Here is a 24,550-nt window from a genome sequence, read left to right as displayed (position 1 = left end):
TAGGAATCCGGGGGTGGCCCGGTCATCGGACAGGTGCGGAAGTTGATCGTCGGCGTCTCCTACGTCTGTCGTACGCCACCGCCACCCAGCGTGACCCCGAGGACTGCGACAGGCGTAGGAGCGGTGGGCGGGGGATTCCAACAGGTGCCCGATGACGGGTGCGCCGCCGGGCCATAGGTTCAGCCGCACACCCGCCACCGGGCTGGGCGATGGGCGATGCCAGCCGGTGGCGGGGAGACGTGGACGAGCACGCCAACCAGTTGGCGGGAAGGGCGGGACGTGCGGTCCTCGCGCCCCTCCGCGGCACCGCGGATCATCGGGCGGTTCGTGGTGCCGGCGCTGTTCGCGGCCCTGTTCGCCGCCCCACTGTGGTTCATGGTGGTCGGCTCGCTCCGGCCCGCCGGCCGGCCCCCGCCCCGCACCCTGGAGCTGCTCCCGCCCGAGCCGACCGTGGCCGCGTACGCCCGGCTGCCGGAGCTGATCCCCCTCTTCCGCTACCTCGCGAACTCGGCGATGGTCGTCGCGGTCGCCGTCCCGCTGACGGTCGTCGTCGCCTCGCTGACCGGCTTCGGGCTGCGGCTGCTCACGCCGGCGGCCCGGCGGCGGGCCGTGCTCGGCCTGCTGGCGGTGTTGCTCGTGCCGGTCACCGCCGTCTGGGCCACCCGCTTCGAGCTGTTCCGGCTCGCCGGGGTCGTCGACACGTACGTCCCGCTGCTGGCCCCGGCGCTGCTCGCCGGCAGCCCCTTCCTCGTGCTGCTGTACGCCTGGGCCTTCGGCGGCGTGCCGGACAGCCAGCTCGGGGCCGCCCGGTTGGAGGGGGCCGGGTGGCTCACCGTCTGGCGCCGCGTGGCGCTGCCCCAGGTGCGGCCGGCGACCCTCGCGGTGGCCGTGCTCGCGTTCACGTTCCACTGGTCGAACCTGATCGACCCGCTGTTGTACCTGCACCGCGGCGACCGCTACACGTACCCGCTGGGCCTGCAGTTCCTGCGACTGCTGAACCCGACGGACTGGCCACTGCTCATGGCCGGCTGTGTGGTGGCGACCCTGCCGTGCGTGGTGGTGTTCCTGCTGGCGCAGCGGATCCTGCTGCACGACGATCCGCTGGCCGCCCTGAGATCTGGAGGTCGTAGGTGAGCCGCTTCCGACGCTGTGCCGCCCTGGTCACCGCCGCGCTGCTGCTCGGCGCCGTCGCCTGTGACAGCGGCGGCGACGCGGCGGACGACTCGGGGATCACGGTCGTGCTCTTCGGCGACGCCGAGGAGATCGCCGGCTACCGCGGCCTCGTCGACGCGTTCTCTGACGCCCACCCCGACGTCGCCGTCAACCTGTCCCCGGTCGCCACCCAGGACGAGCTGATGGCGCGGCTGACCACCGCGTTCGCCGGCGGTCAGCCGCCCGACGTGTTCCTGCTCAACTACCGCCGGTACGGGCAGTTCGCCGCCCAGCAGGCCATCGAGCCGGTGCAGTCCTACCTGGACCGCAGCACCGCCCTGGACGAGAGCGACTTCAGCGCGCGGGCGCTGGACGCCTTCCGCTTCGACGGGAAGACCCTGACCTGCCTGCCGCAGAACATGTCGTCGCTGGTCGTCTACTACAACGCCGACCTCTTCGCCGCCAAGGGTGTGCCGCCGCCGCGCGCCGGCTGGACGTGGGACGACCTGCTCGCCGCCGCCCGTGCGCTGACCGGCGACGGCACGTACGGCCTGGGCGTGGAGCCGTCGATCCCGCGGCTCGCGCCGTTCGTCTGGTCCAACCGGGGTGAGCTCGTCGACGACCCGGCCCGGCCGACCACCCTCACCCTCACCGGCGACCCGGCCACCCGGAAGGCCGTCGACTGGTTCCTCGACCTCCAGCTCACGCACCACGTCGTGCCCCCGGACGCCGAGGAGCAGAGCGAGTCGAGCGAGGCCCGCTTCCTGCGCGGCACCCTCGGCATGTACCTCAACAGCCGGGTGGCCGTCCCCACGCTGCGCACGATCGACGGCTTCACGTGGGACGCCGCGCCGCTGCCGGTGGCGCCCGGCGGGGTGCCGGCGTCGATCCTGCACAGCGACGCGTACTGCATGAGCGCCGGCCGTCCCGACCACGACGACGCGTGGCGGTTCATCGAGTTCGCCATGGGCGAGCAGGGTCAGCGGATCCTGGCCGCCTCGGGGCGTACCGTGCCGTCGCGGCTCGACGTGGCGAACTCCCCCGCGTTCCTCGACCCGGCCAAGCCGCCCGCGTCGTCCCGCGTCTACCTCGACGCCGAGCCGCACCTGCGGGCAACTCCCCGCACCGGCACCTGGTCCCGCGTCGAGCGGGAGGCGGACGCCCTGCTCGAGGAGGTCTTCTACGGCCGGGTCGGCCGGGAGGAGGGGTTGCGACAACTGGAGGAGAAGATCCGCCCGCTCTTCAGGCAGCCGGCGGGCACGGGTGGGTGAGCGCGGGGCCGTCCGCCTCGAGTCGCTCACCCGGTCGTACGGGCGGGTCGTGGCCCTCAACGGCGTCGACCTGGAGGTGCGCGCCGGCGAGCTGCTGACCCTCGTGGGCCCCTCGGGCTCGGGAAAGTCGACGATCCTGCGACTGGTCGCCGGCCTGGACCGGCCCGACGGCGGCCGGATCCTCGTCGACGGGCAGGACGTCGCCCGGATCCCGCCGCACCGGCGGGCCGTCGCGATGGTCTTCCAGGACTACGCGCTCTATCCGCACCTCACCGTCCTGGCGAACCTGACGTTCGGGCTGCGTGTGCGCCGGGTCCGCCGGCAGGAGGCCGAACGGCGGGCCCGGGCCGCCGCCGACCGGCTCGGCATCGGGGAGCTTCTCGACCGCTACCCCGACCAGACCTCGGGTGGCCAGCGCCAGCGCGTCGCCCTGGCCCGCGCGCTGCTGCGCGAACCGACCGTCTACCTGCTGGACGAACCACTGGCCAGCCTGGACGCGCCGCTGCGCTTCGCCACCCGCGCCGAGCTGATCACCCTGCACCGGGAGCTCGGCACGACGACCGTCCACGTCACCCACGACCAGGCCGAGGCCATGACCCTCGGCGACCGCGTCGCCGTCCTCGACCGGGGCCGGGTCCGCCAGGTCGGGCCGCCCCAGCAGGTGTACGACGAGCCGGCGGACGTGTTCGTGGCCGGTTTCCTGGGCAGCCCGCCCATGAACCTCGTCCCCGGCGGCGGCGTGCTCGGCGGCGCCGACGACGTGACCGTCGGCGTCCGCCCGGAGGACCTGGCGCTCGATCCCGACGGGCCGGTCGGGGCCGCGGTCGAGGCGGTGGAGGCGCTCGGCAGCGAGACGATCCTGCTGACCCGCTGCCCGGACGGCACCCGGTTGACCGTCCGCACCGGCCCGCGCCCCGGCGTCCGCCCGGGCGACGAGGTGCGGCTGCGCGCGGACCCGGGTCGGCTGCACCGGTTCGACACGGCGAGCGGGCGGCGCCTGCGGTGAGCGCCGACCGGTCCCGCCGGCCGCTGACCGCGTGGGCGTTCCTCGCGCCGTACGCGGTCGCGGTCGGCCTGCTGATCGCGCTGCCGGCGCTGCTCAACGTCGGCTACGCGTTCACCGACCACACCGGGCTGACCCGCGATCCCCAGTTCGTCGGTTTCGCCAACGTACGGCGGATGGTCGCCGACGGTTTCCTGCTCGACAGCGTGGAGGCGTCGGCGGTCCACGTGGCGCTGGCGGTGCCGCTGCGGCTGCTCGCCGCCGTCGGTCTGGGCCTGCTGCTCGCGGCGCCGCGACCGGGTGGCCGCTGGTTCCGGGTAGCGGTGTACCTGCCGACGGTCGTGCCCGACGTGGCCCTCGCGGTGCTCTTCCTGTGGGTGCTCAACCCGCTGTACGGCCCGCTCAACCAGGTGCTCGGGCTCGTCGGCCATCCCGGGTTCACGTGGCTGTCGGACCCGGGCACCGCCCGGGTGGCCGTCGCCCTGATGCTGGTGTTCCCCATCGGGGAGGGTTTCCTGGTCGTCCTCGCCGCCCGGCGGCTGCTCGACGGGCGGCTCTACGAGGCGGCGGCCCTGGAGGGCTGCGGCCCGTTCGGGCAGCTGCGCCGGCTCACCCTGCCGCTGCTCGCACCCGTGCTGCTCCTGCTCGCCGTACGCGACACCATCCTGACGTTGCAGGTGAACTTCGTGCCCGCGTACGTCCTCACCGACGGTCGCCCGGCCAACGCCACCCTCTACCTGCCCGTCTACATCTTCGACCAGGCCTTCGAGTTTTCCGGTTTCGCCTACGGCGCCCTGATCACGACCGTCCTCATGGTGGTCACTGCCGTCGTCATCGCCGCGCTGCTGCTCGCCGTCCGGCGGTGGCGCGTGCTGCGCTGAGCGTGCCATGCTGCGGCGGTGAGACTCCGGACGCTGGCCGTCGCCGCCACGGTCCCGCTGCTCCTGACGGCGTGCGGCGGGACGGACGCCCCGCAACCGGCCGGTCGCGGCCCGGGCATGCTGGCGAACCTGCCGAGCTGCGACCGGGTGCCGCTGGACGCCGACGCCGAGGTGGACGCCGACGTCACGGGCCTGCTGCTGCCCGACGGGGCACGGGTCACGTCGGTCGTCCCGCAGGGCGCGCTCACGACGGTCGAGGCCGTCGTCCGCATGACGCCGCTGGACGTGCGGGCCCACTACGAGCGGCGCGACGACGTCGACCTGCTCCGCGTGGAGGACGAGATCTTCGAGGCCGAGGTGCTCATGCGGGCGCAGCAGCGGCGGACGTACCTGCGGGCCACCGCCCTCTGCGCCGACGGGACGACGCTCACGGCCGTGGTGGGCCCGGACAGCGACGACGCGGGGCTGCCGGAGTTCCAGAGCCGCTAACCGGCCCGCTCGGACGGCGTGGTCGGTGGCCGGCCGGCTCGTGACTGGTACGTGGCGTACCAACGTGACCGACGTCTTTGGATAGTGGTGCGGGCCGCACCTGGAAGATCGCCGGCCGCCCCTGAAACCTAACGTATGGGCTTGGTCACACGCTGTCGTCCCCCGTCGGCGGCATCCCCCGGCCGAGCCCCGGCGGCGGCGGTGCCCATCGTGACCCGACGCGCGAGCACCGCCGTCGCCCCGACGACAGGGCAGACGGAGGGAGTCTCAGCGGTGTGGCGATTCAAGCGACGTCGGCGGACCGACCGGATCGAACAGACGGGCGCCGCCACCGCGTACCCGCACCACGGCGGCGCGTACCTGTCCCGGGCGGCAGCCGCCGACCGTCCGTCGTGGGACGGGCCGACGCTGATCCCCAGCACGTCCCCGCTGATGACCCACGGCCAGATGCACCGGGCCGTCGGCGTCAACTCCCACAGCGCCCGATGACGGCCCGTCCCGCCTGGGGTGTCCGCGCAGTGAACGCCCTCGAAGCTCGGATCGGCGGCAACGGCCACCAGCCCGAGCGGCCGAGCTGGGACTGCCTGTCCTGCCGCCAGCCGTGGCCGTGCCCACCCGCCCGGGTCAAGCTCGGCGAGACGTACGGGCCCGACCGGATCGGGCTGGGCATGTACATGGGCGCGCTGCTACTCGCGGCCGTGATCGAGATGCCCGAACCCGCCCCAGACGACCTCTTCCAGCGGTTCGTGGCGTGGACTCGGTGACACCCCGAGCCTCCAGACCCCCGGCCGCATGCTGCCAACGACGCCAGCGCGCGGCCGGGTGCACGACGGCACGGAGACCGACTCTCCGAACGCAACCCCCAACGAAGGAGGAGTCATGACCATCTCCACGGACGCGGCGGCCGGGACCGCCACAGACCCCCGCACCCTGGTCGACCCCGACACGTTCGGCAAGCTGGTCGACTACTTCGCCGCCGACCGGCACGTCACCCGCACCTACGCCGAGCGGGCCGTCGAGCAGTTCCTGATCTTCCTGAAGGCGCACGCCGACAACGTGGACAACCCGGACTTCGGGATGCCGCTGCCGGACGGGTCGATCGGCCGCGTCGTGCCGACCCTCCCGGTCGACGCGGTGTGGCACTCCGTGTTGCAGCACACCGTCCCGTACGCCGCCGCCTGCGAGCAGATCGCCGGCGGCTTCGTTCACCACATTCCCATCCTCACCGAAGGGATGATGGACGGCACGGCCGTGACGTTCACGCTCGCGGCGCTCCACAAGACCGGCTACCGGGTCGACATGGAATTCTGGACGGGTGAGGCGGAGTCGTGCTGCCCGCCGAACCCGCCCGTGCCCGGACTCGGCAGGTAGCGACCAGGAGGTCTGACGGATGCGCAGTGACTGGACCGCCCTACCTGACGCCGTGACAGCGGGCATCGCCGAGCGGATCGGCGGCGACCCGGACGTGGTGCCTGCGCCGGCTGGCGACCACGCGGAGATCGCGTCTGCCGTCACCGGCCCGTCCGGCACGGTGTTCGTCAAGGCGGCTTCAGCGGGGGTCCAGTCACTGCGCTACGAGCTGACCGCCACCAAGGCGATCGGCTCGTACGCCCCCGAGGTGCTGTGGCACTTCGAGGCCGCCGGCTGGCTGGTGATGGGGACCGAGCACCTTGACGGCTGCCACGCCGACCTGCGCCCCGGCAGCCCCGACCTCGACCTGCTGGCCGCCGCGTTGAACGGACTCCAGGCGACCCGCGCGCTCGGCGGCCCCTGGTTCACGCCAGCGGGCCGGCTCGGGTTCGACCACCCGGCGATGAACGGCACGGCGGTCGTACACTCCGACCTCAACCCGACCAACCTGATCGTGACCCGGCACGGGCTGCGGATCGTCGACTGGGCGTGGGCGACCAAGGCGGCCCCGTGGGTCGAGCTGGCGTTGCTCGTCCAGTGGTTGATCGGTAGCGGCCACACCCCCGAGCAGGCTGAGGCGTGGTTGGCCCAGTTCCCGGCGTGGGCCAGTGTCGACCGTGACGTCATCGACCACTTCGCGTTCGGCAACGCCGCGAAGTGGTCGAGCAAGGCCAGGCGGAGCGACCAGGGATGGGTGCACGACATCGCGGCCTGGACCGCCGCGTGGGCGGCCTACCGGGCGGCCACCGTCCGGGAATTGCGGTACAGCAGTTGACCCACCACATGCCGCAGCCCCACCCCTGCGCGAATCAGGGGGTGGGGTTGTGGTGCGGCGGGGGCTGTCAGCCCGCCCGGACCTCCCCGCGATGACCTTGTCGCGGATGATGCCACCGTCGATGGGCCGCCTGCTGGACGCGGGTGTCCTTGAGCAGGCCGACGTAGAAGACGACGGCGAGTCCGAAGTTCACCTGAATGGATTGTTCGAGCCAGCCCGGCCAATGTCCACGACGGCGAGTACCGTCGGAGATGACGGTCCCGTCGGTGTAGCGGTCGACGGGCCGCCCCCAGACGCTACCTGGGAGACGACCATGAGCCAGCCCACCACCGGCGAGCATCTCGCCCGCCTCCGCCGGCAAACCGGCCTGACGCAAGAACAGCTCGCCGAGCAGTCCGGCATCAGCGTCGAGGTGATCCGCAAGCTGGAACAGGGGGCACGGAAGGCAGCTCGCCTGGAAACCCTCCACGCGCTCGCCCGCGCCCTCCGCGTGCCCACCACCGCGCTGCTCGGCAACACAGCCGAGGCCGCCGCCCGCGCCGAACCGGACCACCGACCGCTGTCCCTGGCTGAGATCCGCCGCGCGGTCGCCCCGGTACGGGGTCTCACCGGCGCCGCGCTGACCACGCCCGCCAGCAACCCGCCCCCGTCCGATGTGCTCCGCGCCCGCCTGCGCGCCACCGACCGGGCATACCAGGCCAACGACTACGCCTCCGCGCTCGCGGAACTGCCGTCGCTGGTGCTCGACGTGCGCACCGCAGTCGACCTCGCCACCGACGAGGACGAGCCCGCGGCCAACGTGCTGCTCGCCCGCACACTGCACCTGACCGGCAACCTGCTGATCCAGTTGCGGGCCGGCGACCTGGCGCAGACCGCCTTCGCGGACGCCCTCCAGGCCGCACGCCGCTCCGGCGACCAGGTCGTGGCAGCGACGGTCATCCAGGGCATGTGCTGGCTGCTGATGCGCCAGGGCCGGATCGCCGAGGCGGCAGAGCTGGCGGTGTCCACTGCGGACCAGGTTGAGCCCCGGTTCAGCCGGGCGGCACCCGCTGAGCTGGCCGCGTGGGGCTGGCTGCTCCTGGGCGCTGCAGCCTCGTACGCCCGGAACAACGAGCCGGACACGGCGGCCGAACTGGTCGATGCCGCTGCCGCAGCGGCGGTCCGCATGGGCGAGCGTGACCCGGGCGGCGAGCACCTGATGATGGTCGGCGGGTTCGACGCCGGCCGGGTGCAGATGCAGCGGGTGGAGAATGCCGCGGTGGCCGGTGATGCGGGTCGTGCGCTCGGCCTGTCCGCGTCCGTGCCGCCCGGCCCGACGCCCGTCGGCTCCAGCTGGCAGCGACACCGCCTGGACGTGGCGTGGGCGTACGCCGCGCAGCGGCAGTACGGCGAGGCCACCGGCGTGCTGCTGGAGCTTCGCGAGCTGGCGCCGGCCTGGCTGCGGCACCAGCGGTACGCCCGGGACATCGTGAAGCTGATTTCCGAGCGGCGGCGCCGGGCGATGAGCGCCGAGCTGGCCGACCTCGCGTCGTTGGTGGGCTACCCGCTCTGAGTTCAGGCGGGCAACCCCTCGGGCGGCGCCGCGTCGGCCGGCGGCGCGGACCGCGCGGCGTTGACGGCGTACGCGAGCGCGTACGGGCTGACCGCCAGGTAGAGGTAGGGCTGCACCTCCACCAGATCGGTGATCAGGAACAGCTCCCACGGCGTCGGCCTGGGGAACCCGAACGACCAGTCCGTCCAGCTGGCGAAGAGCCAGAGGGGTGCGGAGATCCGGTCGACCGTGTCGGCCTGCGGCAGGCCGTCGACGACGGTCTGGGGGCCGGCGGGGATCGCGTTGACCACGGTGAGGACGACCGACACGTCGGCCACGACGAGGGCGCCGAGCACGCCGAACCACCACGCGGCCCGGACACGGCCGCGACCGGCGAGCGCCGACGCGCCCCACAGGACGAGGGTGAGCAGGGTCAGCCAGCTCACCAGGCCGGGGGCGGCCCGGATCAGGCCCTGGGTGCCCCGATCCAGCACGTACTCGAGGAGGACGGCGGTGACGCCGACCGGAAGCATGACGCCGAGGGCCGTACGCAGCGGCCCGGCGAGGGCGCTGCGGCGACCCCAGCGCGCCGCGAACCGGGCCAGGAGCAGCGCCAACGCGGCGGTCAGGACCGTCAGCAGCGGCAACTGCGCACGTGTCGACCAGCTCACGGTCGTCGCGAGGAACCCGTTCACCACGACGGCCATCACGACCGCGCTGACCAGCACGATCCCGACGCCGGCGACCGGGGCGAGCAGCAGCGCGGCGGCGGTGCGCCCGGCCTGCCCGCGGACCGCGCGGACCGGCGAGCGGGCCGTCGGGTCGGCTGGCGGCGAGGCTCGCGGCGTAGCGGAGCATCCGCAGACGCTGCCGCTGCGCGGCCAGCACGTGCAGCTCCGCGCTCCACTCGCGACCCAGCTCGTCGCGGTACTCGGCGGGCCAGCGCCGGGTGGCCGCCCGGAGCAGGGCCTCGGCGAGCCGGCGGGTCACCACGCCGGTGCGCCCGTCGGCTCGGCGCCACCCCAGGACTGCCGTCCGTCGGTGGTCAGGGCGCGCAGCTCGGCGAGCGCCCGGCGGGCCGCGACGGCGCCTTCGGGGGTGAGCCGGTAGTAGCGGCGCGCGGGCCGGCCCTCGGCCGCGGGGTCGATCGCCTCCCAGTGCGCGTCGAGCCAGCCGGCGCTCTGCAACCGGTGCAGGACCGGGTAGAGCGTGCCGCTGGGCAGACCGGTGACCCTCATGAGGTCCAGCCCGTAGCACTCGATGCCGGGATCGGCGAGGAGGGCCGCGAGGACCTTGGCGACGGGGACGGTGATACGCACCGGCCCACTATATCGGAACTCTACATAGGGTCCAGCCCCGTTTCCGGGCCCGTCGTCGCGCACCCGCAGCCGCCGGCTGCCGACAGCGCTGGCGCGGCCTCGACAGGTGTCCTAAGAGGCCGACGGCATTCGCGACAGTTGCTCGGTGACCCGGCTCACTCCCCTGTCTAGCGTGCACGGTGGAGACCGCTTTCCCACGACCCCCGCCAACAGGGAGACCCGAATGAAGCTCACGCTCATCCGCCGATATCGCGGCCTCACCATGACGGCGGCTGTCGCGCTGCTCGCCACAGTCGCGCTGACCGCCTCATCGACGCCAGGGCCCGCCCAGGAGGTGTCGCTGGCCACCAGCACCCCCACCGGCCCGATGGAACTGCCCGACGAGTGGATGACCGCCCAGCGGATGAGCGACGGCAGCACCGATCTCTCCACCGCCAAGTACACGAAGGCCCGCGGCGAGGCCGACCTGGTCGCCGCGCACACCCGCAAGGCGTACCGGCACCTGGCCGAGCGGCCGTGGTCGTTCTTCGGCCCCAGCAACATCGGCGGCCGGGTCGTCGACATCGCCGTCGACCCGCAGGTGCCGGACCAGGTCTTCATCGCCGCCGCGTCCGGCGGGATCTGGCGCTCCGGCGACGCCGGCGCCACGTTCGAGACGGCCTGGCCGGACGACGGGACGCAGAGCATGGGCGCCGTCGCCATGACCAGCGACGGTGTCCTGTTCGCCGGCACCGGCGAGGCCCAGCCCGGCGGTGGCTCGATCACCTTCGGAGGCGACGGCATCTACCGCTCGACCGACCGGGGCAAGACCTGGCGGCACGTCGGCCTGCGCGACAGCCACGCCATCGCCCGCTTCGCCATCGACCCGACCGACGAGGACCGCATCTTCGCCGCCGCCAGCGGAAACCTCTTCAAGCCCGGCGGCCAGCGCGGCGTCTACCTGTCGGAGAACGGTGGCGACAGCTGGCGGCAGGTCCTCGCGCCGCCGAACCCCACGACCGGCGCCACCGAGGTCCTCATCGACCCGACCAACCCCCGCCGGATGTACGCCGCCATGTGGGACCACCTGCGCGAACCGCACCAGCGCACCTACGGCGGCCCGGGCTCCAGCCTGTGGCGCTCCGACGACGGCGGCCGGACCTGGCAGCGCATGACCAACGGCCTGCCCACCGACGCCGACCAGGGCCGCTGGGGTCTCGCGCTCGCCCCGAACGACCCCCAGCGCCTCTACGCGTACGTCGGCACCGCGCTCGGCCCGTTCCGCGCCTTCTACCGGTCCGACGACGGCGGCGACACCTGGACGCAGACCCCCGTGACCGCCGGCCAGGCGTCCCAGTCGACGTTCAGCTGGTGGTTCGGCAAGCTCTTCGTCGACCCCACCAACGCCGACCACGTCTTCCTGACGGGCGTGAACCTGATGCGCTCGACCAACGGCGCGCAGAGCTTCTCGTCGGTGGGCGGGGTGCACGCCGACCAGCACACGATGCGCTGGGACCCGAAGGTGCCCGGTCGGGTCTACCTGGGCAACGACGGCGGCTTCTACCGCTCCGAGGCCAACGGGGCCGGCGGTTGGGTGAAGTCGACCTACGAGCCGTACACGCAGTTCTACACGGTGGACGTGGCCGAGACCGACCCGGTGCTGAAGGTCGGCGGCGCGCAGGACAACGGCTGCAACCGCGGCTACACCGGCGTCGGCGGGCCGTGGTCCGCGATCGGCTGCGGCGACGGTCTCCAGGTGATCATCCACCCGGAGGACCCGACGATCGTCTTCGGCTGCAGCCAGTACGGCTCCTGCTACCGGTCGGAGAACTCCGGCGCCGCGCCGCGGCAGACCATCGGCGCCGGTCAGACGACCTCGGCCCGGCGCAACTGGCTCACGCCGCTGCAGTTCGACCCGAGCGACCCGGACGTCATGTACTACGCCGGCAACATCGTCAACCGGTCGACCGACAACGGTCGCACGTGGACGGCGATCAGCCCGGACCTCACCGGCGGCGGCCCCAACGACCCGTCCGGCTACCCGTGGGGCACGATCACGACGATCGCCGCCGCGCCCAGTGACGGCGACACGCTGTACGTCGGCACCGACGACGGCCGGCTGTGGTGGACCGACGACCTCGGCGGGACCTGGCACCAGGTCGACCCGGCGCAGCTGCCCGGCACGTGGGTCACCCGGGTGGCGGTGCACCCGACCGACGAGGACATCGCCTACGCGACGTTCTCCGGGTTCCGCTCCGGCAGCGACCGCCCGCACGTCATGATCACGCGCGACGGCGGCCGGACGTGGAGCGACATCGGCCAAGGCCTGCCGGACGCGCCGGTGAACAGCATCGTCCCGACCGCCGACGGCCTCCTGCTGGTCGGCACCGACGTCGGGGTGTTCATGTCGGCGTGGAACGGCGGCGAGTGGGCGGCGCTCGGCACCGACCTGCCGCAGGCGCCCGTCATGTACCTGCGGTACCACGAGCCCACCCGCCAGCTCACCTCGGCGACCTTCGGTCGCGGCGTCTACGACCTCACCGTGCCGAGGTGCCCCGCGGCCTCCACGAAGCTGCCGCTGAAGCCCACCGGCGTCGGCGTGGTCGGCGTCCTGTCCTCCTGCAAGAAGGCCTGATACCGGCCGGACCCGCGGCCCCGGCACGATGTGCCGGGGCCGCGGTCCGTCCAGCGGCGGTCAGCCGGCCCGGTACGCCCGGATGACGGTCTGGTCGATGCCGCTGCCGCCGTTGCCGTCCGCCTTCACCCGCAGGGAGACGGCCTGCCCGGCGGTGGGGCGCGGCAGGGCCGCGCGGTAGGTGTCCCCGTCCCGGGTGACCCGGGCGGCCCTCCACGTCGCGCCGTCGTCCGTGGACGTCCACACCTGGAAGGAGGTCACCTTCTGCGCCGGCACGCCCCGGGCCTGCCGGACCGTGAACTCGCCCGTGCCACCGACGATGTGGTTCCCGTCGTCCATCGGCAGCGCGTAGTCGACCGCGAGCAGCGGCAACGGCACGCTTCCCGTACCGGCGGGCCCGGCCGAGCGGAACGTCCAGGACGTGGTGACGCGGGTCGAGACGGGCAGCACGAGGCTCGTCTCGAGGTCGAACGTCAGCCGGTAGTCGGCCGCCTGCCGGGGCACCGTGAAGTCTGCCCGCGACGCGTTCCGCTCCTCGACCAGCGCGCCGTCGCGGTAGAGCGACAGTTTCCGGTTGAACCCGATCGTCCCGCCCTGGAGGCAGTCGGCGCGCCCGTGCTGGTCGGTGAGCATGGCGAGGTCGACGTGCAGGTTGCCCCGCGTCCGCGACGGCGCGGTGGCGCACGGGAACGCGTCGCCGATCGTCACGAGCCCGTCGACCCAGTCCGAGTGCAGCGGCTGGCGCGCCCAGATCCGCGACTGCCGGCTGCCGGGCCGGTAGCTGCGTACCTGCTCCTGGGCGGGAAGCCCGCCGTAGACGCCCTCGTCGAGGTAGAGGTAGCCCGGCGACAGGTAGTCGGTACGCCGCGTGGGCAGGCCGAACGTGCGCAGCTGCGTCAGGTACAGCCCGTCGGGCGCGTACATGGAGCGCCGCAGCGAGGTGAACATCTCCGGCGAGTCCACCTGCTGGAACCGCTGGTCGACGCGCGCGAGCCGGGTCCGCTCGGCCCGGCTCACCCGGTACGACGGGTCGGCCGGCACGCCGCCTTCGTACTCGTGGACGAGGTCGTAGGCGTAGGGGTCCGCCGTGCCCTGCGGTGACTGGAGGTAGAACGCGGCGTACGTGCGCAGCGACCCGATGCCGGGCCTGCGCAGCGGCGACACCGACACCTTCGCGCCGCCGCCGAGGCCGGTGACGCTGTTCCACCAGCTCAGGCCGTTCCTCGTGGTCTGCTGGAGGACGAACGACGTGAGGATCGGCGTGGTGGGCGCCCCGTCGACGGTCGCCGTCACGGGTCGTGCCGTCGCCGGGTCGAGGACGACGCTGCGGGCACCGGTGACCGACAGGTCGGTGGTGCCGACGTACGCGCCCGCCTGGGCGTCGGTGAGCGGGTCGTACGAGCTGAACGCGCCGGTGACCGCGTAGCGGCCCGGGGCGACCCGCACCGTCACCGAGCCGCCGGGCCGGAAGAACCCGTCACCGGCGGAGACGTACGGGTCGTCGAGGTTGGTCACCAGGACACCGACCCAGGTGTCGGCGCCCTCCGGCGCGTCGGCCATCGGCCTGGTGTCGACCGTCAGGTCGACCATGCGCGGCTCGACGTGGAAGCTGACCGGGGTGGTGGCGACCAGCCGGTGTCCGGGGCCCCGGGCCGTGACGGTGGCGATGTAGTAGCCCGGCCGTGCGGCCAGGGCGGCGCGGTCGACGCGCAACGTGGCGCGGGCGGTGGACCCGTGCGTGACGGTCACCCTGCTCGTGGTGAGCGTGAGCGCGCCGCGCGGTGCCGTGGTCCCGTCGTGGTTGACGGCGGTGACGTCCAGGTCGAGGGTGACGGTGGCCGGTGTGGTGTCGCCGGTCCAGGTCAGCGTCGTCTCGGCCGTGCCGGACTGCGGGTGGGTGAAGGTGCCGAGGTCTACCACGGGCTGCCCGCTGACCGGGCCGGACAGGGCGCGCGCGGCGTTGAGGCGTCCGGCGCCCACGGCGTACGGGTCGACGCCGGTCACGGGGTCGGCGGCGCCGACGAGCGCGGCCTTGAGCCGGTCGGGCGTCCAGTCCGGGTGCCGCTGGGCGAGCAGCGCGGCCGCGCCGGCGACGTGCGGGGCGGCCATCGACGTGCCGGTCGAGCCCTCGTAGTACCGGTCGATCGGGTCCTGCAGGTTCGTCCCGGCCGCCCGGGCGGCCACGATGTCGACACCGGGCGCCACCAGTTCCGGCTTGGCCACCGACGTGTCGACCAGCGGGCCGCGGCTGGAGAAGTCCGCGAGGGCGCCGTCCCGGTCGACCGCGCCCACGGTCAGGGCGGTGGTGGCCGAGCCCGGCGCGGAGATCCCGCCGCCGCTGTTGCCGGCGGAGATCACGAACAGGGCGCCGTGCGCACGGGTGGCGGCGTCGACGGCCAGCGCCAGCGGGTCGCTGCCGTCGTCCGGGTACTCACCACCGAGGCTCATGTTGACCACGTCGGCACGCTGCGCGGCCCACTCCACTGCGCGGATGATCTGCGAGTCGTCGCCGAAGCCGTTGTCGTCGAGGACCTTGCCGATCACCAGCTGCGCGTCGGGGGCCACGCCGCGCCGCTGCCCGTGGGCCGCCGCGCCGGTGCCGGCGATCGTGGACGCCGTGTGCGTGCCGTGGCCGTTGTGGTCGACCGCGTCGCCGCCGTCGACGGTGAAGTCGGCCTTCTCCACGACCCGGCCGACCAGGTCCGGGTGGGTGAAGTCCGCGCCCGTGTCGAGCACCGCGACGCGCACGCCCCGGCCGGTGTAGCCGGCCCGCCAGGCGTCCGGCGCGGAGACCTGCCGCAGGTTCCAGTCCAGGTCGTCGCCGTGGCCTGCCGCGCCCGCGGCGGTCGGTCGCGGGGCGGCGGCCGGCACGGCGCGCGGCGGCGCCGCCGGGAGGCCGGTGGCGCGGACCCTGCGGTCCAGCCAGACCTTCTTCGCTCCCGCCAGCAGCGGGTTCGCCGCCAGCCTCGCGGCCGCCGGGTCCTTCTTCGGTACGTGGCCCGCCACCGCGTCGATGATCGGCAGGTCGACGACGCCGTCCAGGGCCGCCACGCGGGCCGCCTTCGTGGCCGGCTGCACGATGACCGGCAGGGCGGACGTCTTCTCGTCGTCGTAGCCGTCGGCGATCAGCACCGACACGTCGAACAGGTCCGGGTCGAGCACCGGGCCGATCCGTGCCGCCACGCTGGCGGGTACGACGTGCAGGTGCCCGTCGGGCCCGCACCACCGGTGGAACACGGCGTTCGGGGTCGCCGGCTGCACCGACGCCTGCGGACAGCCGGTGCCGTTCGTCCGCGCCGTCACCACGTCACCGGTCAGCAGCGTGACCGTGTACGTCTCCGCGCCGACCCGGGTTCCGGCCACCGCTGTCGGGGCGGGGTCGCTGGGATCCGCCAGCGCCGGTCCGCCCGGGACGCCCACCGCCACCGTGGCCGACACGGCGACGGCCAGCAGCCATCGTGTTCTCTTGAGCATGCCGCTCCTTCATGGACTGACCCGGTCCGACGGGACCGGGCCGAAAAGTTGATCTCACGCTAGTCCGCGGAGCGGTCGCCGGGAACACGCATCGCGTACGCCGTGCGGTCACCGAGCGTTCAGGCCGGGCGGCCCCGAGAACGGCCGGCGGCCGCGGCGCTGGGTGCGCCGCGGCCGCCGGTTGGGGCAGGTGGTCAGCTGGTCGGCAGGACCGCCTGACCCTTGCGGTAGTTCTTGCCGTTGCCGTCGGGCTGGTAGTTGTTCTCGACGTTGCCCGCCGCGTCGACGGAGAACCAGTTGACCCGGGTGCCGGCCGGGACGGTCAGCGTCTCACCGCCCTCCCGGACGCCCGCCGAGCCGTAGAGGGTGGACTCGTAGGTCGGGGCGGCGCCGTCGAGGGTGTAGAAGACGGCGGCCGGCTCGGAGACGTCGAACGTCACGTTCACCATGCCCGGCGTCGAACTCGGCGCGACCGTGAGCGTGCTCTCCGGTCGCTTCTTGTCCGAGGCGTAGTCCCGCGCCACCCGCATGAGTTCGACGAGGCCGTTGGCGAACTCCATCGTCTCGTCGTGCGCCTCGTCCCACTGCGGCTGGAAGGAGGTGCCGACCTCGAAGTTCCAGGCGTAGATGCCGTACTTGTACCAGAGCATGTCGCCGGAGTTGCCCGCCGCCGAGTAGAGGACGTCGGAGATCGGGCCGGTGCGGGCCGGGGTCACGGCCATGTTGCGGTGCTGCTTGATGGCCGTGAGGATCCGGGAGGACGCGCCCCAGAAGAACGACTCGTCGGCGAGCGACGGGCGCGGCGCCGAGGTGCGGTCCGGCAGGGCGTACGCGCCGGGCGACCACATGAAGTAGTTGCCGGACGAGTGCAGGTTCATCGAGAACTTGATGTTCGGCCGGGACGCCAGCCAGTCGAGGTTCTTGTCCTCCGGCTCCGACAGCTCGCTCGGGCCGGCGTACGTGCCGCTGGTGCAGCTCGACGAGGCGCCCGAGTAGCCGTCGAACAGGCTGTACTCGGTGTAGTTGCGGTTGACGTCCACGCCCCAGGAGTCCCGGCCGAGGAAGTCGGCCGCGCCGGTCAGCGGGCAGTGGTTCGTCATGTTCTTGCGCTGGGAGTTGAAGTCGTAGAACGAGTAGTGGCCGCCGTCCGGGTTGATGGACGGGGCGATCCAGATGTCGAGGTTGTTGAGCAGCTGCTTGGTCCGGCCGTCGTGCGCGTAGTTGCGCAGCAGCCGTTCCGCGGTCTCGATGGTGACCAGCGGCGGCACCCACTCCCGGGCGTGCTCCTGGGCGTACGCGAGCACACCCGTCTTCGTGCCGTCGCGGTGCTTGCCGATGCGGATCGCGTACACCGGGTGCGGGTCGCGGGAGACGGAGGCCGGCGCGCTCAGGTCGTCGGTGAGCGGGGTCCGCGGGGCCGGCGCCACCACGCCGGTGCCCGGGCTGCCGCGGTAGGTGTACCCGCGCACGAGGGAGCCGGCGCCGCTGTTGAGCGCGGCGACGACCTGCGCGGCGGTGCTCGTGACCGCGCCCGCGGCGTCGGTGGCGAGGTTCACCCGGATGTGCGAGCCGGTGACGGTCACGCCGGTCGTCGCGTTGCCCGGGCCCGGGTTGGCCAGCTCGACGGAGATGTCGTTGCCGCCCTCGTGGCCCCAGGCGAGGGAGTCCACGGCGACGCGGCTGGCGTTGGCGGTGCCGAGCACGGCCTGGGCGTGCCGGCGGTAGCCGTTGGTCTTGTACGGCAGCTCGACGATCTCGGCCAGGTCGGGGAACTCGGCGGCGAGCTGGTGGATCCGCGCGTACAGCTCGGTCGGGGTGAGGTAGCTGGTGACGAAGTCCTTCTGGTACCCCGGGGGCTCCGGGCTGGTCTCCGGGGTGGGCAGCCACTCCTGCACCTTCGCGACCGCCACGTCACCGGTGGGGCTGGTGATCCGGACGTACTCCGGGCGGGCGGTCACCGTGGCGGCGCCGCGGTGGTAGAGGTAGACGCCGGCGTCGACGAAGCGGGAGATGGTCTGCGTGCCGCCGGAGCCCATGGCGGTGCCGGGGCCGCTGTCCCGTTCGACGGTGAGCGTGTTCGACGCCGTCTGGCCCTGCGCCCACTTCGCCTCGACGGAGAGGATCTGGCTGGTCCCGGACGTGTAGTAGTCCGCCCGGATGATCTTGACGTCGGAGACGTCGGGTGCCGTCGGGTCGGACGCCGCCGCGGCGAACTCGCGGTTCTCCGCCACGTGCGCGGCGATCGTCGCCTCGCGCTCGGCGATGCGGGCGCGGGAGTCCTCGGGACGGTACAGGGTGTCGCCCAGGGTGAAGCCGGCCGCGGTCAGCCGCGCGGCCTCGCTGGGGGTGACCACGGCGTGGGCGACCACGCCGTCCTCGGTGCGCTCGACGTGGTGGTCGAGGTCGACGCCCGTGGCGACGAGCGCGTCCAGCTCCGCGGTGCCGTCGAGCAGCACCTCGACGACGCTCGCCTGTTCGCCGGCGACCGGCCCGGCGTCGGCGGGCGCGGCGGGCTGCGGCGCCGTCGCGGCGGCCGGACTGACCAGCAGCACGACGGCCGTCGCGGCGGCCAGCGGAACGGGTAGACGACGTCGCCACCGTGGCGACTGGGGGTACGGCATGTGTTCACTGCCCTTCTGGCTCTTCGGCCGGCAGGCCGACGGAGGTGGCCGAGGGGCACGCCCGGGGTACGCGGCTCCATCGAATGGGTCGGGTGCGATCGTTGCGGTGACCGGGCACGCGACGTGGTGGACGGGACGGGTGGTGACAGAGCCGACCGCCGGCTGGACGCCGCGCATCGCCGACATGCGACGGGCCAGAACGTGATGACGCGGTGGCGGTCGGTGAACTGGGATCATCCTCAGTGGCCGGAAGTGATCTGTCAATCCCCTGGTGGGACGGTGGACGAGGGGCCGACGGCCCGGCCGCGTCGCCCGCCCGGTCAGCCGGGCCTGAGGTGGTTGCGGCGCGCCTTGCGCCCCGCTTCGTAGCCGGCGCGGGCGGCCCGCGCGGCGGCCGTCGTGGAGACCTCGGCGACCGGCACGTCCCACCAGGCGCCGCCCTCGGGGCCCGCCTCCATGGGGTCGGTGCGGACGTGGACGACCGTGGTGCGCTCCGAGGCCCGCGCCCGCGCCAGGGCGTCGCGCAGCTGCGCCGTGCTGTCGACCCGGATCAGGTCCGCGCCGAAGCTCGCGGCGTTGGCCCCGAGGTCCACCGGCAGCGGGTCGCCCGCCCGGTCGGTGTACGCGGTGCCGAGCCGCTGCGCGCCGACGCTCTCCGAGAGCCGGCCGATCGACGCGAACCCCTGGTTGTCGACGAGCACCACGACCAGCTTCACGCCCTCGGCCACGGCCGTGACCAGCTCGCTGGGCAGCATCAGGTACGAGCCGTCGCCCACCAGCACGAAGACCTCGCGCTCCGGTGCGGCCAGCTTCACCCCGATCCCGCCGGCGATCTCGTAGCCCATGCACGAGTAGCCGTACTCGACGTGGTAGCTCTTCGGGTCGACGCCGCGCCAGAGCCGGTGCAGGTCGCCCGGCATCGAGCCGGCCGCGCAGACCACCACGTCCCGGGGCCCGGCCGCCTCGTTCACCGCGCCGATGACGGCCGTCTGGGTGGGCCGCGCGTCGGGCGCGGACCGCCGCGCGGCGTCGGCCACGGCCGTCCACCGCCTCGTCAGCTCGGTCACCTCGTCGCGGTACGCCGCCGCCGTGGCCCATCCGGCGCAGGCCGCGTCGAGGGCCGCGAGGCTCTCCCGGGCGTCGCCGACGACCTGCGTCCCGGACAGCTTCGCCGCGTCGAAGCCGGTGACGTTCAGGTTGACGAACCGGGCGCCGTCGCCGAAGAGGGTGCCCGAGGCGGTGGTGAAGTCGCTGTACCGGGTGCCGACCCCGATCACCAGGTCGGCGTCGGCCGCGACGGTGTTCGCGGCCGTGGTGCCGCTGACGCCGAGGGCGCCGAGCGCCAACGGGTGGTCGTGCGGCAGGGTGCCCTTGCCCGCCTGCGTCTCCGCCACCGGCACCCCGTGCGCCTCGGCGAACCGGCGCAGCGCGTTGCACGCTCCGCTGTAGACGACGCCGCCGCCGGCGACCAGCAGCGGTCGGCGCGCCGCCGTGACGACGCGGGCGGCCCGGTCGACCGCCGCCCGGTCGGGCCGGGGGCGCGGCACGTGCCACACCCGTTCGGCGAACAGCTCCGCCGGCCAGTCGTACGCCTCGGCCTGCACGTCCTGCGGGAGGGCGAGGGTGACCGCGCCGGTCTCGACGGGATCGGTCAGCACCCGCATGGCGGCCAGCAGGGCCGCGGGCAGCTGTTCGGGCCGGTTGATCCGGTCGAAGTAGCGGGAGACCGGGCGCAGGGCGTCGGTGACGCTCACGTCGTACGAGCGCGGGTCCTCCAGTTCCTGCAGGACGGGGTTCGCCACGCGGGTGGCGAAGATGTCGCCGGGCAGCAGCAGCACCGGCAGCCGGTTGATGGTCGCGCCGGCCGCCCCGGTGACCAGGTTGGTCGCCCCCGGCCCGATCGAGGTGGTGCAGGCCAGGGTGCTCATCCGGTCGGTCATCCGGGCGTACGCCGCCGCCGTGTGCACCATCCCCTGCTCGGTGCGGCACAGGTGGTAGGGCAGGTCCACGTCGGTGCTGGCCAGCGCCTCGCCGACGCCCGCCACGTTGCCGTGGCCGAAGATGCCGAAGCAGGCCGGGACGAGGCGCCGTCGCACCCCGTCCCGTTCGGACCACTGCCTGGCGAGGAACGTCACCAGCGCCTGGGCCACCGTCAGTCTGGGCATCACGCCTCCCGGGTCGTGGGGCCGGCGAGCGGCAGCCGCGGGTCGACCGGTTGCCCGGCCCAGCTGCCCCGGATCCACGCGTGTCGCGGATCGTCCACGCAGGCCATGGTGCGGACCGGACCGGGCCCGGCCAGCACGTTGAGGTAGTAGAGGTCGTAGCCGGGCGCGGCCATCGACGGGCCGTGGTAGCCGTACGGGACGAGCACCACGTCGCCCGCGCGCACCTCGGCGAGGACGTCGATCGGGCGGCGGTCGGTGCCGTACACCCGCTGGTAGCCCACCGGCCCGGCGGGGTCGCCGGGCCGTCCGCCGGCGACCTCGAAGTAGTAGATCTCCTCGAGCGCCGCCTCCTGCCGGCCGCCGTCGTGGACGCGGTCCTCCTCGTGCTTGTGCGGCGGGTACGACGACCAGTTGCCGCCCGGCGTGAGCACCTCGACGGCGACGAGCCGGTCGCAGTCGAAGGCGTCCGGGGCGCAGAAGTTGTTGACCTGCCGGCTGGCCGGGCCGGCGCCGCGCAGCTCCACCGGTACGTCCCGGGCGGCGCTGTAGCGGAGCGACAGCCGCCGGGCGGCCCGGGCCGACGGCAGGGCGACGCGTCCGGCGCCCTCGACGGTGACGGTGGCGTCCCGCGGCACGTACGCGAAGTCGGTGACGGCGGCGAAGACCGACGCCCGCCCGGCCAGCCGGATCCGCAGCCCGTCGCAGTGGACGGTCGCGGCGCCGGCCAGCGGCAGCACGAGCATCTCCTCGTCGCCGGTGTCGAACGTGACCGTGGCGCCGTCGGCCAGGGTGAGCACCCGCAGGCCGGCGTGGCGCCAGCCGGCCCGCTCGGGGGTGATCTCCAGCGCCCAGGGTGGGCGGGCGGTGCTGCCCCAGGGCAGGTGGGCCTCGGCGGTCCTCACGCGCGGCCGCCCTGCTGCGCGGCGGCGCGGTCGTCGTCGCGCCCGGTGGGCAGCAGTGAGCCGGCCAGGTCCACCGCGGCCGCCACGTCGTCGTCCGGTGGGTAGAGCAGGGCGCGGCCGACGACGAGCCCGCGCACGCCGGGCAGCCGCAGCGCCCGTTGCCAGCGCGCGTACACCGTGTCGGGCGCCTCCACGGGGTCGCCGCCGAGCAGCAGCACCGGGAGGGTCGTGGCGGCCATCACCTGCTCCATCTCGTCGATGGCCGGCAGCTTCAGCCAGGTGTACGCGCTCGTGGCGCCGAGCGCCTGGCCGACGCTGACCCCCTTGACGACCGCCTCGGGCCGCAGGTCGGGGTGGACGCGGCCGTCGGTGCGCGTGACCCACAGCGGCTCGACGAGCGCCACCGTGCGGTGCGCGGCGAGGGCGGTGACCGCCCGGGCGCACGCCTGGAGGGTGGAGGCGGTGGCCGGGTCGTCCGGGTCGATGCGGCAGAGCATCTTGCCGCCGTCGTAGCGCATCGCGGCGATGCTGTCGGCGTCGTAGGCGGTGAACCGGTCGTCGAGTTCGAACCGGGCGCCGGAGAGGCCGCCCCGGTTCATCGACCCGATGGCCAGCCGGTCCTCCAGTGCGCCGAGCAGCAGCAGGTCCTCCAGGATGTCGGGGGTGCCGAGCACCCCGTCGACGCCCGGACGGGACAGCGCCAGGCGCAGCCGGTCGAGCAGGTCGGTCCGCCCGGCCATGGCCATCGGCCGGTCGCGTACGCCGAGGGCGGCCCGGGCCGGATGGTCGGCGGCGATGATGAACAGCGGCCGTCCGGGCTCCGGCCACGGCCGGCGGACGCGGCGGGCGGCCGCCTCGGCGATCGCCTGTGGCCGGTGGGCGCGGGTGCGGGTCAGGGCGTCGTACTCGGTGCTCACCGGTCTTCTCCTCCCCCGGCGCCGGTCGGCGGCACCGGTTGCGGCTGGACGGCGTGCAGCAGCGCCAGGGTCTCGTCCTCGTCGGGCATGGCGGCGGAGCAGGCCAGGCGGGAGGCGACGATGGCGCCGGCCGCGTTGGCGAAGCGCAGCGTCCGCTCCAGCGGCCACCCGCGCAGCAGGCCGAGGCAGAGCGCGCCGCCGAACGCGTCGCCGGCCCCGAGCCCGTTGACCACCGTCACGGGCACCGGCGGCACGCGGACGGTCTCGGTGGCGGTGCGCGCGAGCACGCCGTCGGGTCCGAGCTTCACCACCGCCAGCCGGGGCCCGCGTCGCAGGAGCAGGCCGGCGGCCCGCTCCGGGTCGCGCGTGCCGACGGCCACCTCCACCTCGTCCAGGTTGCCCACGGTCACCGTGACGTGGGGCAGCACCTCGGCGACCGCCGCGGTGGCCGCCGCCGGGTCGGGCCAGAACATCGGCCGGTAGTCGAGGTCCAGCACGGTGTGGGCCCGACCGCCGCGGATCGCGAGGGCGGCCGTGTGCGCGGACCGGCTCGGCTGCTGGCAGAGGCCGGTGCCGGTGAGCCAGAGGACGCGGGCGGAGGCGATTGCGTCCGCGTCCAGCTCGTCGGGCCGGATCTGCAGGTCCGGGGCGGTCGGGGTGCGGTAGAACCAGAGCGGGAAGTGGTCGGGCGGGAAGATCTCGCAGAAGGTCACCGGGGTGGGCATCCCCTCGACCGGGCGGACCTGGCTGTCGTCGACGCCGAACTCCCGCAACGCCCGGTGGACGTAGTCGGCGAAGGCGTCCGCGCCGGTGCGGGTGACGACTCCGGCGCGCAGGCCCTGCCGGCTGGCGGCCACGGCAACGTTGGTGGGGCTGCCGCCGAGGAACTTGCCGAACGTCTCCACCTCGGCCAGCGGTGTGCCGATCTGCAGCGGGTAGATGTCCACCCCGACCCGGCCGATGGTGAGCACGTCCAGCATGCCGCGTCCTCCGTCCCGGCCGGCGCGGGTGCGCGGGCCAGCGCTGTCCCTGATTGGTAACAGCGCCGCTGAGTTGTGTCAATGTGTTGTCATGACATCCGCCCTCTGCGGTGGGTGATCGCTTCGGTACAGTGGCGTCCGTTCGTCGTGCCCCGAGAATCCGCGTCCTTCGTCAGCGAGGAGATGCCGTGACCGGCCCCGAGATCGCGGTCGACCGGAGCAGCCCGGTCCCGCTCTACTTCCAGGTCGCCGAGCAGTTCGCCGCGGCCATCCAGCGCGGTGAGCTGGCCCCGGGCGACCGGCTGGACAGCGAGTTGCAACTCGCCGACCGGCTCGGCCTGTCCCGGCCCACCGTCCGCCAGGCGATCCAGCACCTGGTCGACAAGGGACTGATCGTGCGCCGGCGGGGGGTGGGCACGCAGGTGGCACGCGGCGAGGTACGCCGGTCGGTGGAGCTCACCAGCCTCCACGACGACCTGCTGCGGGCCGGCCGGAAACCGTCGACCTCGGTGCTGGAGCTGACCACCGTGCCCTGCCCGTCCGCGGTGGCGGCGGCCCTCGACGTCGCCGTCGGCAGCGAGGTGTGGCACCTGCGCCGGCTGCGCTTCTCCGACGGCGAGCCGCTCGCCGTGATGGAGAACTGGCTGCCGGCCGACCGCGTCCGGCTCACCATGGACGGGTTGCAGGCCGGCGGCCTCTACGCGACCCTGCGTGCCGCCGGCATCCGCATCCGCGGCGCCCACCAGCGCATCGGGGCGCGGGCGGCGACCGCCGCCGAGGCCCAGATGCTCGGCGAGCGGCGGGGCGCGCCCCTGCTCACCATGACCCGCACGGCGTACGACGACCAGGGGCGCTTCGTGGAGCACGGCGCCCACATCTACCGGGGCACGCGCTACTCACTGGAGGTGACCGTCGCCGAGCGGTGAGCAGTGGCGACGGTGGATGTTTCGCGCTCATTTCAGTGACAGGTATTTACGTCGTCAGGCTGTCATGACATTGTGGCCGCAAGCACGCCGGTTGGTGACCTGCGGCCGGCGGGCTACCCG

The 24,550-nt window shown here is 73.8% G+C and carries 21 protein-coding genes; 12 read left to right on the top strand and 9 right to left on the bottom strand.

The window, feature by feature from the left end; genetic code table 11:
- The first annotated feature begins 279 nt into the window (after positions 1-279).
- From D7I43_RS20535 to D7I43_RS20495, 9 genes are all read left to right on the top strand, one after another.
- Positions 280-1,134, top strand: coding sequence for a carbohydrate ABC transporter permease (locus D7I43_RS20535; RefSeq protein ID WP_158610121.1), 855 nt, complete (start codon positions 280-282; stop codon positions 1,132-1,134).
- The gene (locus tag D7I43_RS20530; protein ID WP_120330168.1) at positions 1,131-2,423 is read left to right on the top strand and encodes an ABC transporter substrate-binding protein; all 1,293 of its coding nucleotides are present in this window, start codon (positions 1,131-1,133) and stop codon (positions 2,421-2,423) included. The genes D7I43_RS20535 and D7I43_RS20530 overlap by 4 nt, the downstream gene beginning before the upstream one ends.
- The gene (locus D7I43_RS20525) at positions 2,416-3,429 is read left to right on the top strand and encodes an ABC transporter ATP-binding protein (protein ID WP_120330167.1); all 1,014 of its coding nucleotides are present in this window, start codon (positions 2,416-2,418) and stop codon (positions 3,427-3,429) included. The genes D7I43_RS20530 and D7I43_RS20525 overlap by 8 nt, the downstream gene beginning before the upstream one ends.
- A complete protein-coding gene (locus D7I43_RS20520) occupies positions 3,426-4,307 on the top strand; it encodes a carbohydrate ABC transporter permease (RefSeq protein ID WP_120330166.1) in 882 nt (293 codons plus the stop codon). Before D7I43_RS20525 ends, D7I43_RS20520 begins: the two co-directional genes overlap by 4 nt.
- 18 nt (positions 4,308-4,325) lie before the next feature.
- A complete protein-coding gene (locus tag D7I43_RS20515; protein WP_120330165.1) occupies positions 4,326-4,796 on the top strand; it encodes a hypothetical protein in 471 nt (156 codons plus the stop codon).
- Between the two features lie 273 nt (positions 4,797-5,069).
- Positions 5,070-5,285 carry a hypothetical protein gene (locus D7I43_RS20510; protein ID WP_120330164.1) on the top strand — a complete coding sequence of 72 codons (216 nt, stop codon included), beginning with the start codon at positions 5,070-5,072 and terminating at the stop codon, positions 5,283-5,285.
- A gap of 29 nt (positions 5,286-5,314) precedes the next feature.
- Positions 5,315-5,560 (top strand): hypothetical protein, encoded by a 246-nt coding sequence (locus tag D7I43_RS20505; RefSeq protein WP_240033066.1) that lies wholly within the window; start codon positions 5,315-5,317, stop codon positions 5,558-5,560.
- A gap of 115 nt (positions 5,561-5,675) precedes the next feature.
- Entirely contained in the window at positions 5,676-6,167 is a 492-nt protein-coding gene (locus D7I43_RS20500) for a glycine-rich domain-containing protein (RefSeq protein ID WP_120330163.1), read from the top strand.
- 19 nt (positions 6,168-6,186) lie between these two features.
- Positions 6,187-6,981: a phosphotransferase gene (locus D7I43_RS20495; RefSeq protein ID WP_120330162.1), complete on the top strand. Its 795-nt coding sequence runs from the start codon at positions 6,187-6,189 to the stop codon at positions 6,979-6,981.
- Positions 6,982-7,048: 67 nt separating this feature from the next.
- Here the strand turns inward: D7I43_RS20495 and D7I43_RS34120 are convergent, their stop codons facing one another.
- On the bottom strand, positions 7,049-7,174 hold the full coding sequence (locus D7I43_RS34120) for a hypothetical protein (protein WP_275670846.1): 126 nt from the start codon (positions 7,172-7,174) through the stop codon (positions 7,049-7,051).
- A 120-nt stretch (positions 7,175-7,294) separates the two neighbouring features.
- On the opposite strand from D7I43_RS34120, the gene D7I43_RS20490 reads away from it, so the two are divergent.
- Positions 7,295-8,533, top strand: a complete 1,239-nt coding sequence (locus D7I43_RS20490; protein WP_120330161.1) for a helix-turn-helix domain-containing protein — start codon at positions 7,295-7,297, stop codon at positions 8,531-8,533.
- 2 nt (positions 8,534-8,535) lie between these two features.
- Here D7I43_RS20490 and D7I43_RS20485 read toward each other — a convergent pair whose 3' ends face one another.
- Together D7I43_RS20485 and D7I43_RS20480 are read right to left on the bottom strand one after the other, a co-directional pair.
- Positions 8,536-9,240, bottom strand: a complete 705-nt coding sequence (locus D7I43_RS20485) for a hypothetical protein (protein ID WP_240033065.1) — start codon at positions 9,238-9,240, stop codon at positions 8,536-8,538.
- Between the two features lie 258 nt (positions 9,241-9,498).
- Positions 9,499-9,831, bottom strand: a complete 333-nt coding sequence (locus D7I43_RS20480) for a PadR family transcriptional regulator (RefSeq protein WP_120330160.1) — start codon at positions 9,829-9,831, stop codon at positions 9,499-9,501.
- A 223-nt stretch (positions 9,832-10,054) separates the two neighbouring features.
- Here D7I43_RS20480 and D7I43_RS20475 point away from each other — a divergent pair, with 223 nt between their 5' ends.
- On the top strand, positions 10,055-12,445 hold the full coding sequence (locus tag D7I43_RS20475; RefSeq protein ID WP_240033064.1) for a WD40/YVTN/BNR-like repeat-containing protein: 2,391 nt from the start codon (positions 10,055-10,057) through the stop codon (positions 12,443-12,445).
- Positions 12,446-12,505: 60 nt separating this feature from the next.
- Here D7I43_RS20475 and D7I43_RS20470 read toward each other — a convergent pair whose 3' ends face one another.
- The 6 genes from D7I43_RS20470 to iolC all read right to left on the bottom strand — a co-directional run bounded on the left by D7I43_RS20470 (position 12,506) and on the right by iolC (position 23,504).
- The gene (locus tag D7I43_RS20470; protein ID WP_120330159.1) at positions 12,506-15,919 is read right to left on the bottom strand and encodes a S8 family serine peptidase; all 3,414 of its coding nucleotides are present in this window, start codon (positions 15,917-15,919) and stop codon (positions 12,506-12,508) included.
- 194 nt (positions 15,920-16,113) lie between these two features.
- On the bottom strand, positions 16,114-18,540 hold the full coding sequence (locus D7I43_RS20465; RefSeq protein WP_120330158.1) for a M14 family metallopeptidase: 2,427 nt from the start codon (positions 18,538-18,540) through the stop codon (positions 16,114-16,116).
- Between the two features lie 320 nt (positions 18,541-18,860).
- Positions 18,861-20,705: a 3D-(3,5/4)-trihydroxycyclohexane-1,2-dione acylhydrolase (decyclizing) gene (gene iolD, locus D7I43_RS20460; protein WP_120330157.1), complete on the bottom strand. Its 1,845-nt coding sequence runs from the start codon at positions 20,703-20,705 to the stop codon at positions 18,861-18,863.
- Positions 20,705-21,607, bottom strand: coding sequence for a 5-deoxy-glucuronate isomerase (gene iolB / locus D7I43_RS20455; protein ID WP_120330156.1), 903 nt, complete (start codon positions 21,605-21,607; stop codon positions 20,705-20,707). Before iolB ends, iolD begins: the two co-directional genes overlap by 1 nt.
- Positions 21,604-22,524: a Cgl0159 family (beta/alpha)8-fold protein gene (locus D7I43_RS20450; protein WP_120330155.1), complete on the bottom strand. Its 921-nt coding sequence runs from the start codon at positions 22,522-22,524 to the stop codon at positions 21,604-21,606. The genes iolB and D7I43_RS20450 overlap by 4 nt, the downstream gene beginning before the upstream one ends.
- Entirely contained in the window at positions 22,521-23,504 is a 984-nt protein-coding gene (gene iolC, locus D7I43_RS20445) for a 5-dehydro-2-deoxygluconokinase (protein ID WP_120330154.1), read from the bottom strand. Before iolC ends, D7I43_RS20450 begins: the two co-directional genes overlap by 4 nt.
- A 188-nt stretch (positions 23,505-23,692) precedes the next feature.
- Between iolC and D7I43_RS20440 the strand changes: the two genes are divergently transcribed.
- Positions 23,693-24,430: a GntR family transcriptional regulator gene (locus D7I43_RS20440; protein ID WP_120330153.1), complete on the top strand. Its 738-nt coding sequence runs from the start codon at positions 23,693-23,695 to the stop codon at positions 24,428-24,430.
- Positions 24,431-24,550: the final 120 nt, after the last annotated feature.

Source organism: Micromonospora globbae, from assembly GCF_003610785.1.
Lineage (GTDB): Bacteria > Actinomycetota > Actinomycetes > Mycobacteriales > Micromonosporaceae > Micromonospora > Micromonospora globbae.
Note: the sequence above shows the minus strand (reverse complement) of the source record. Positions and strands in the feature narration are given on the sequence as shown.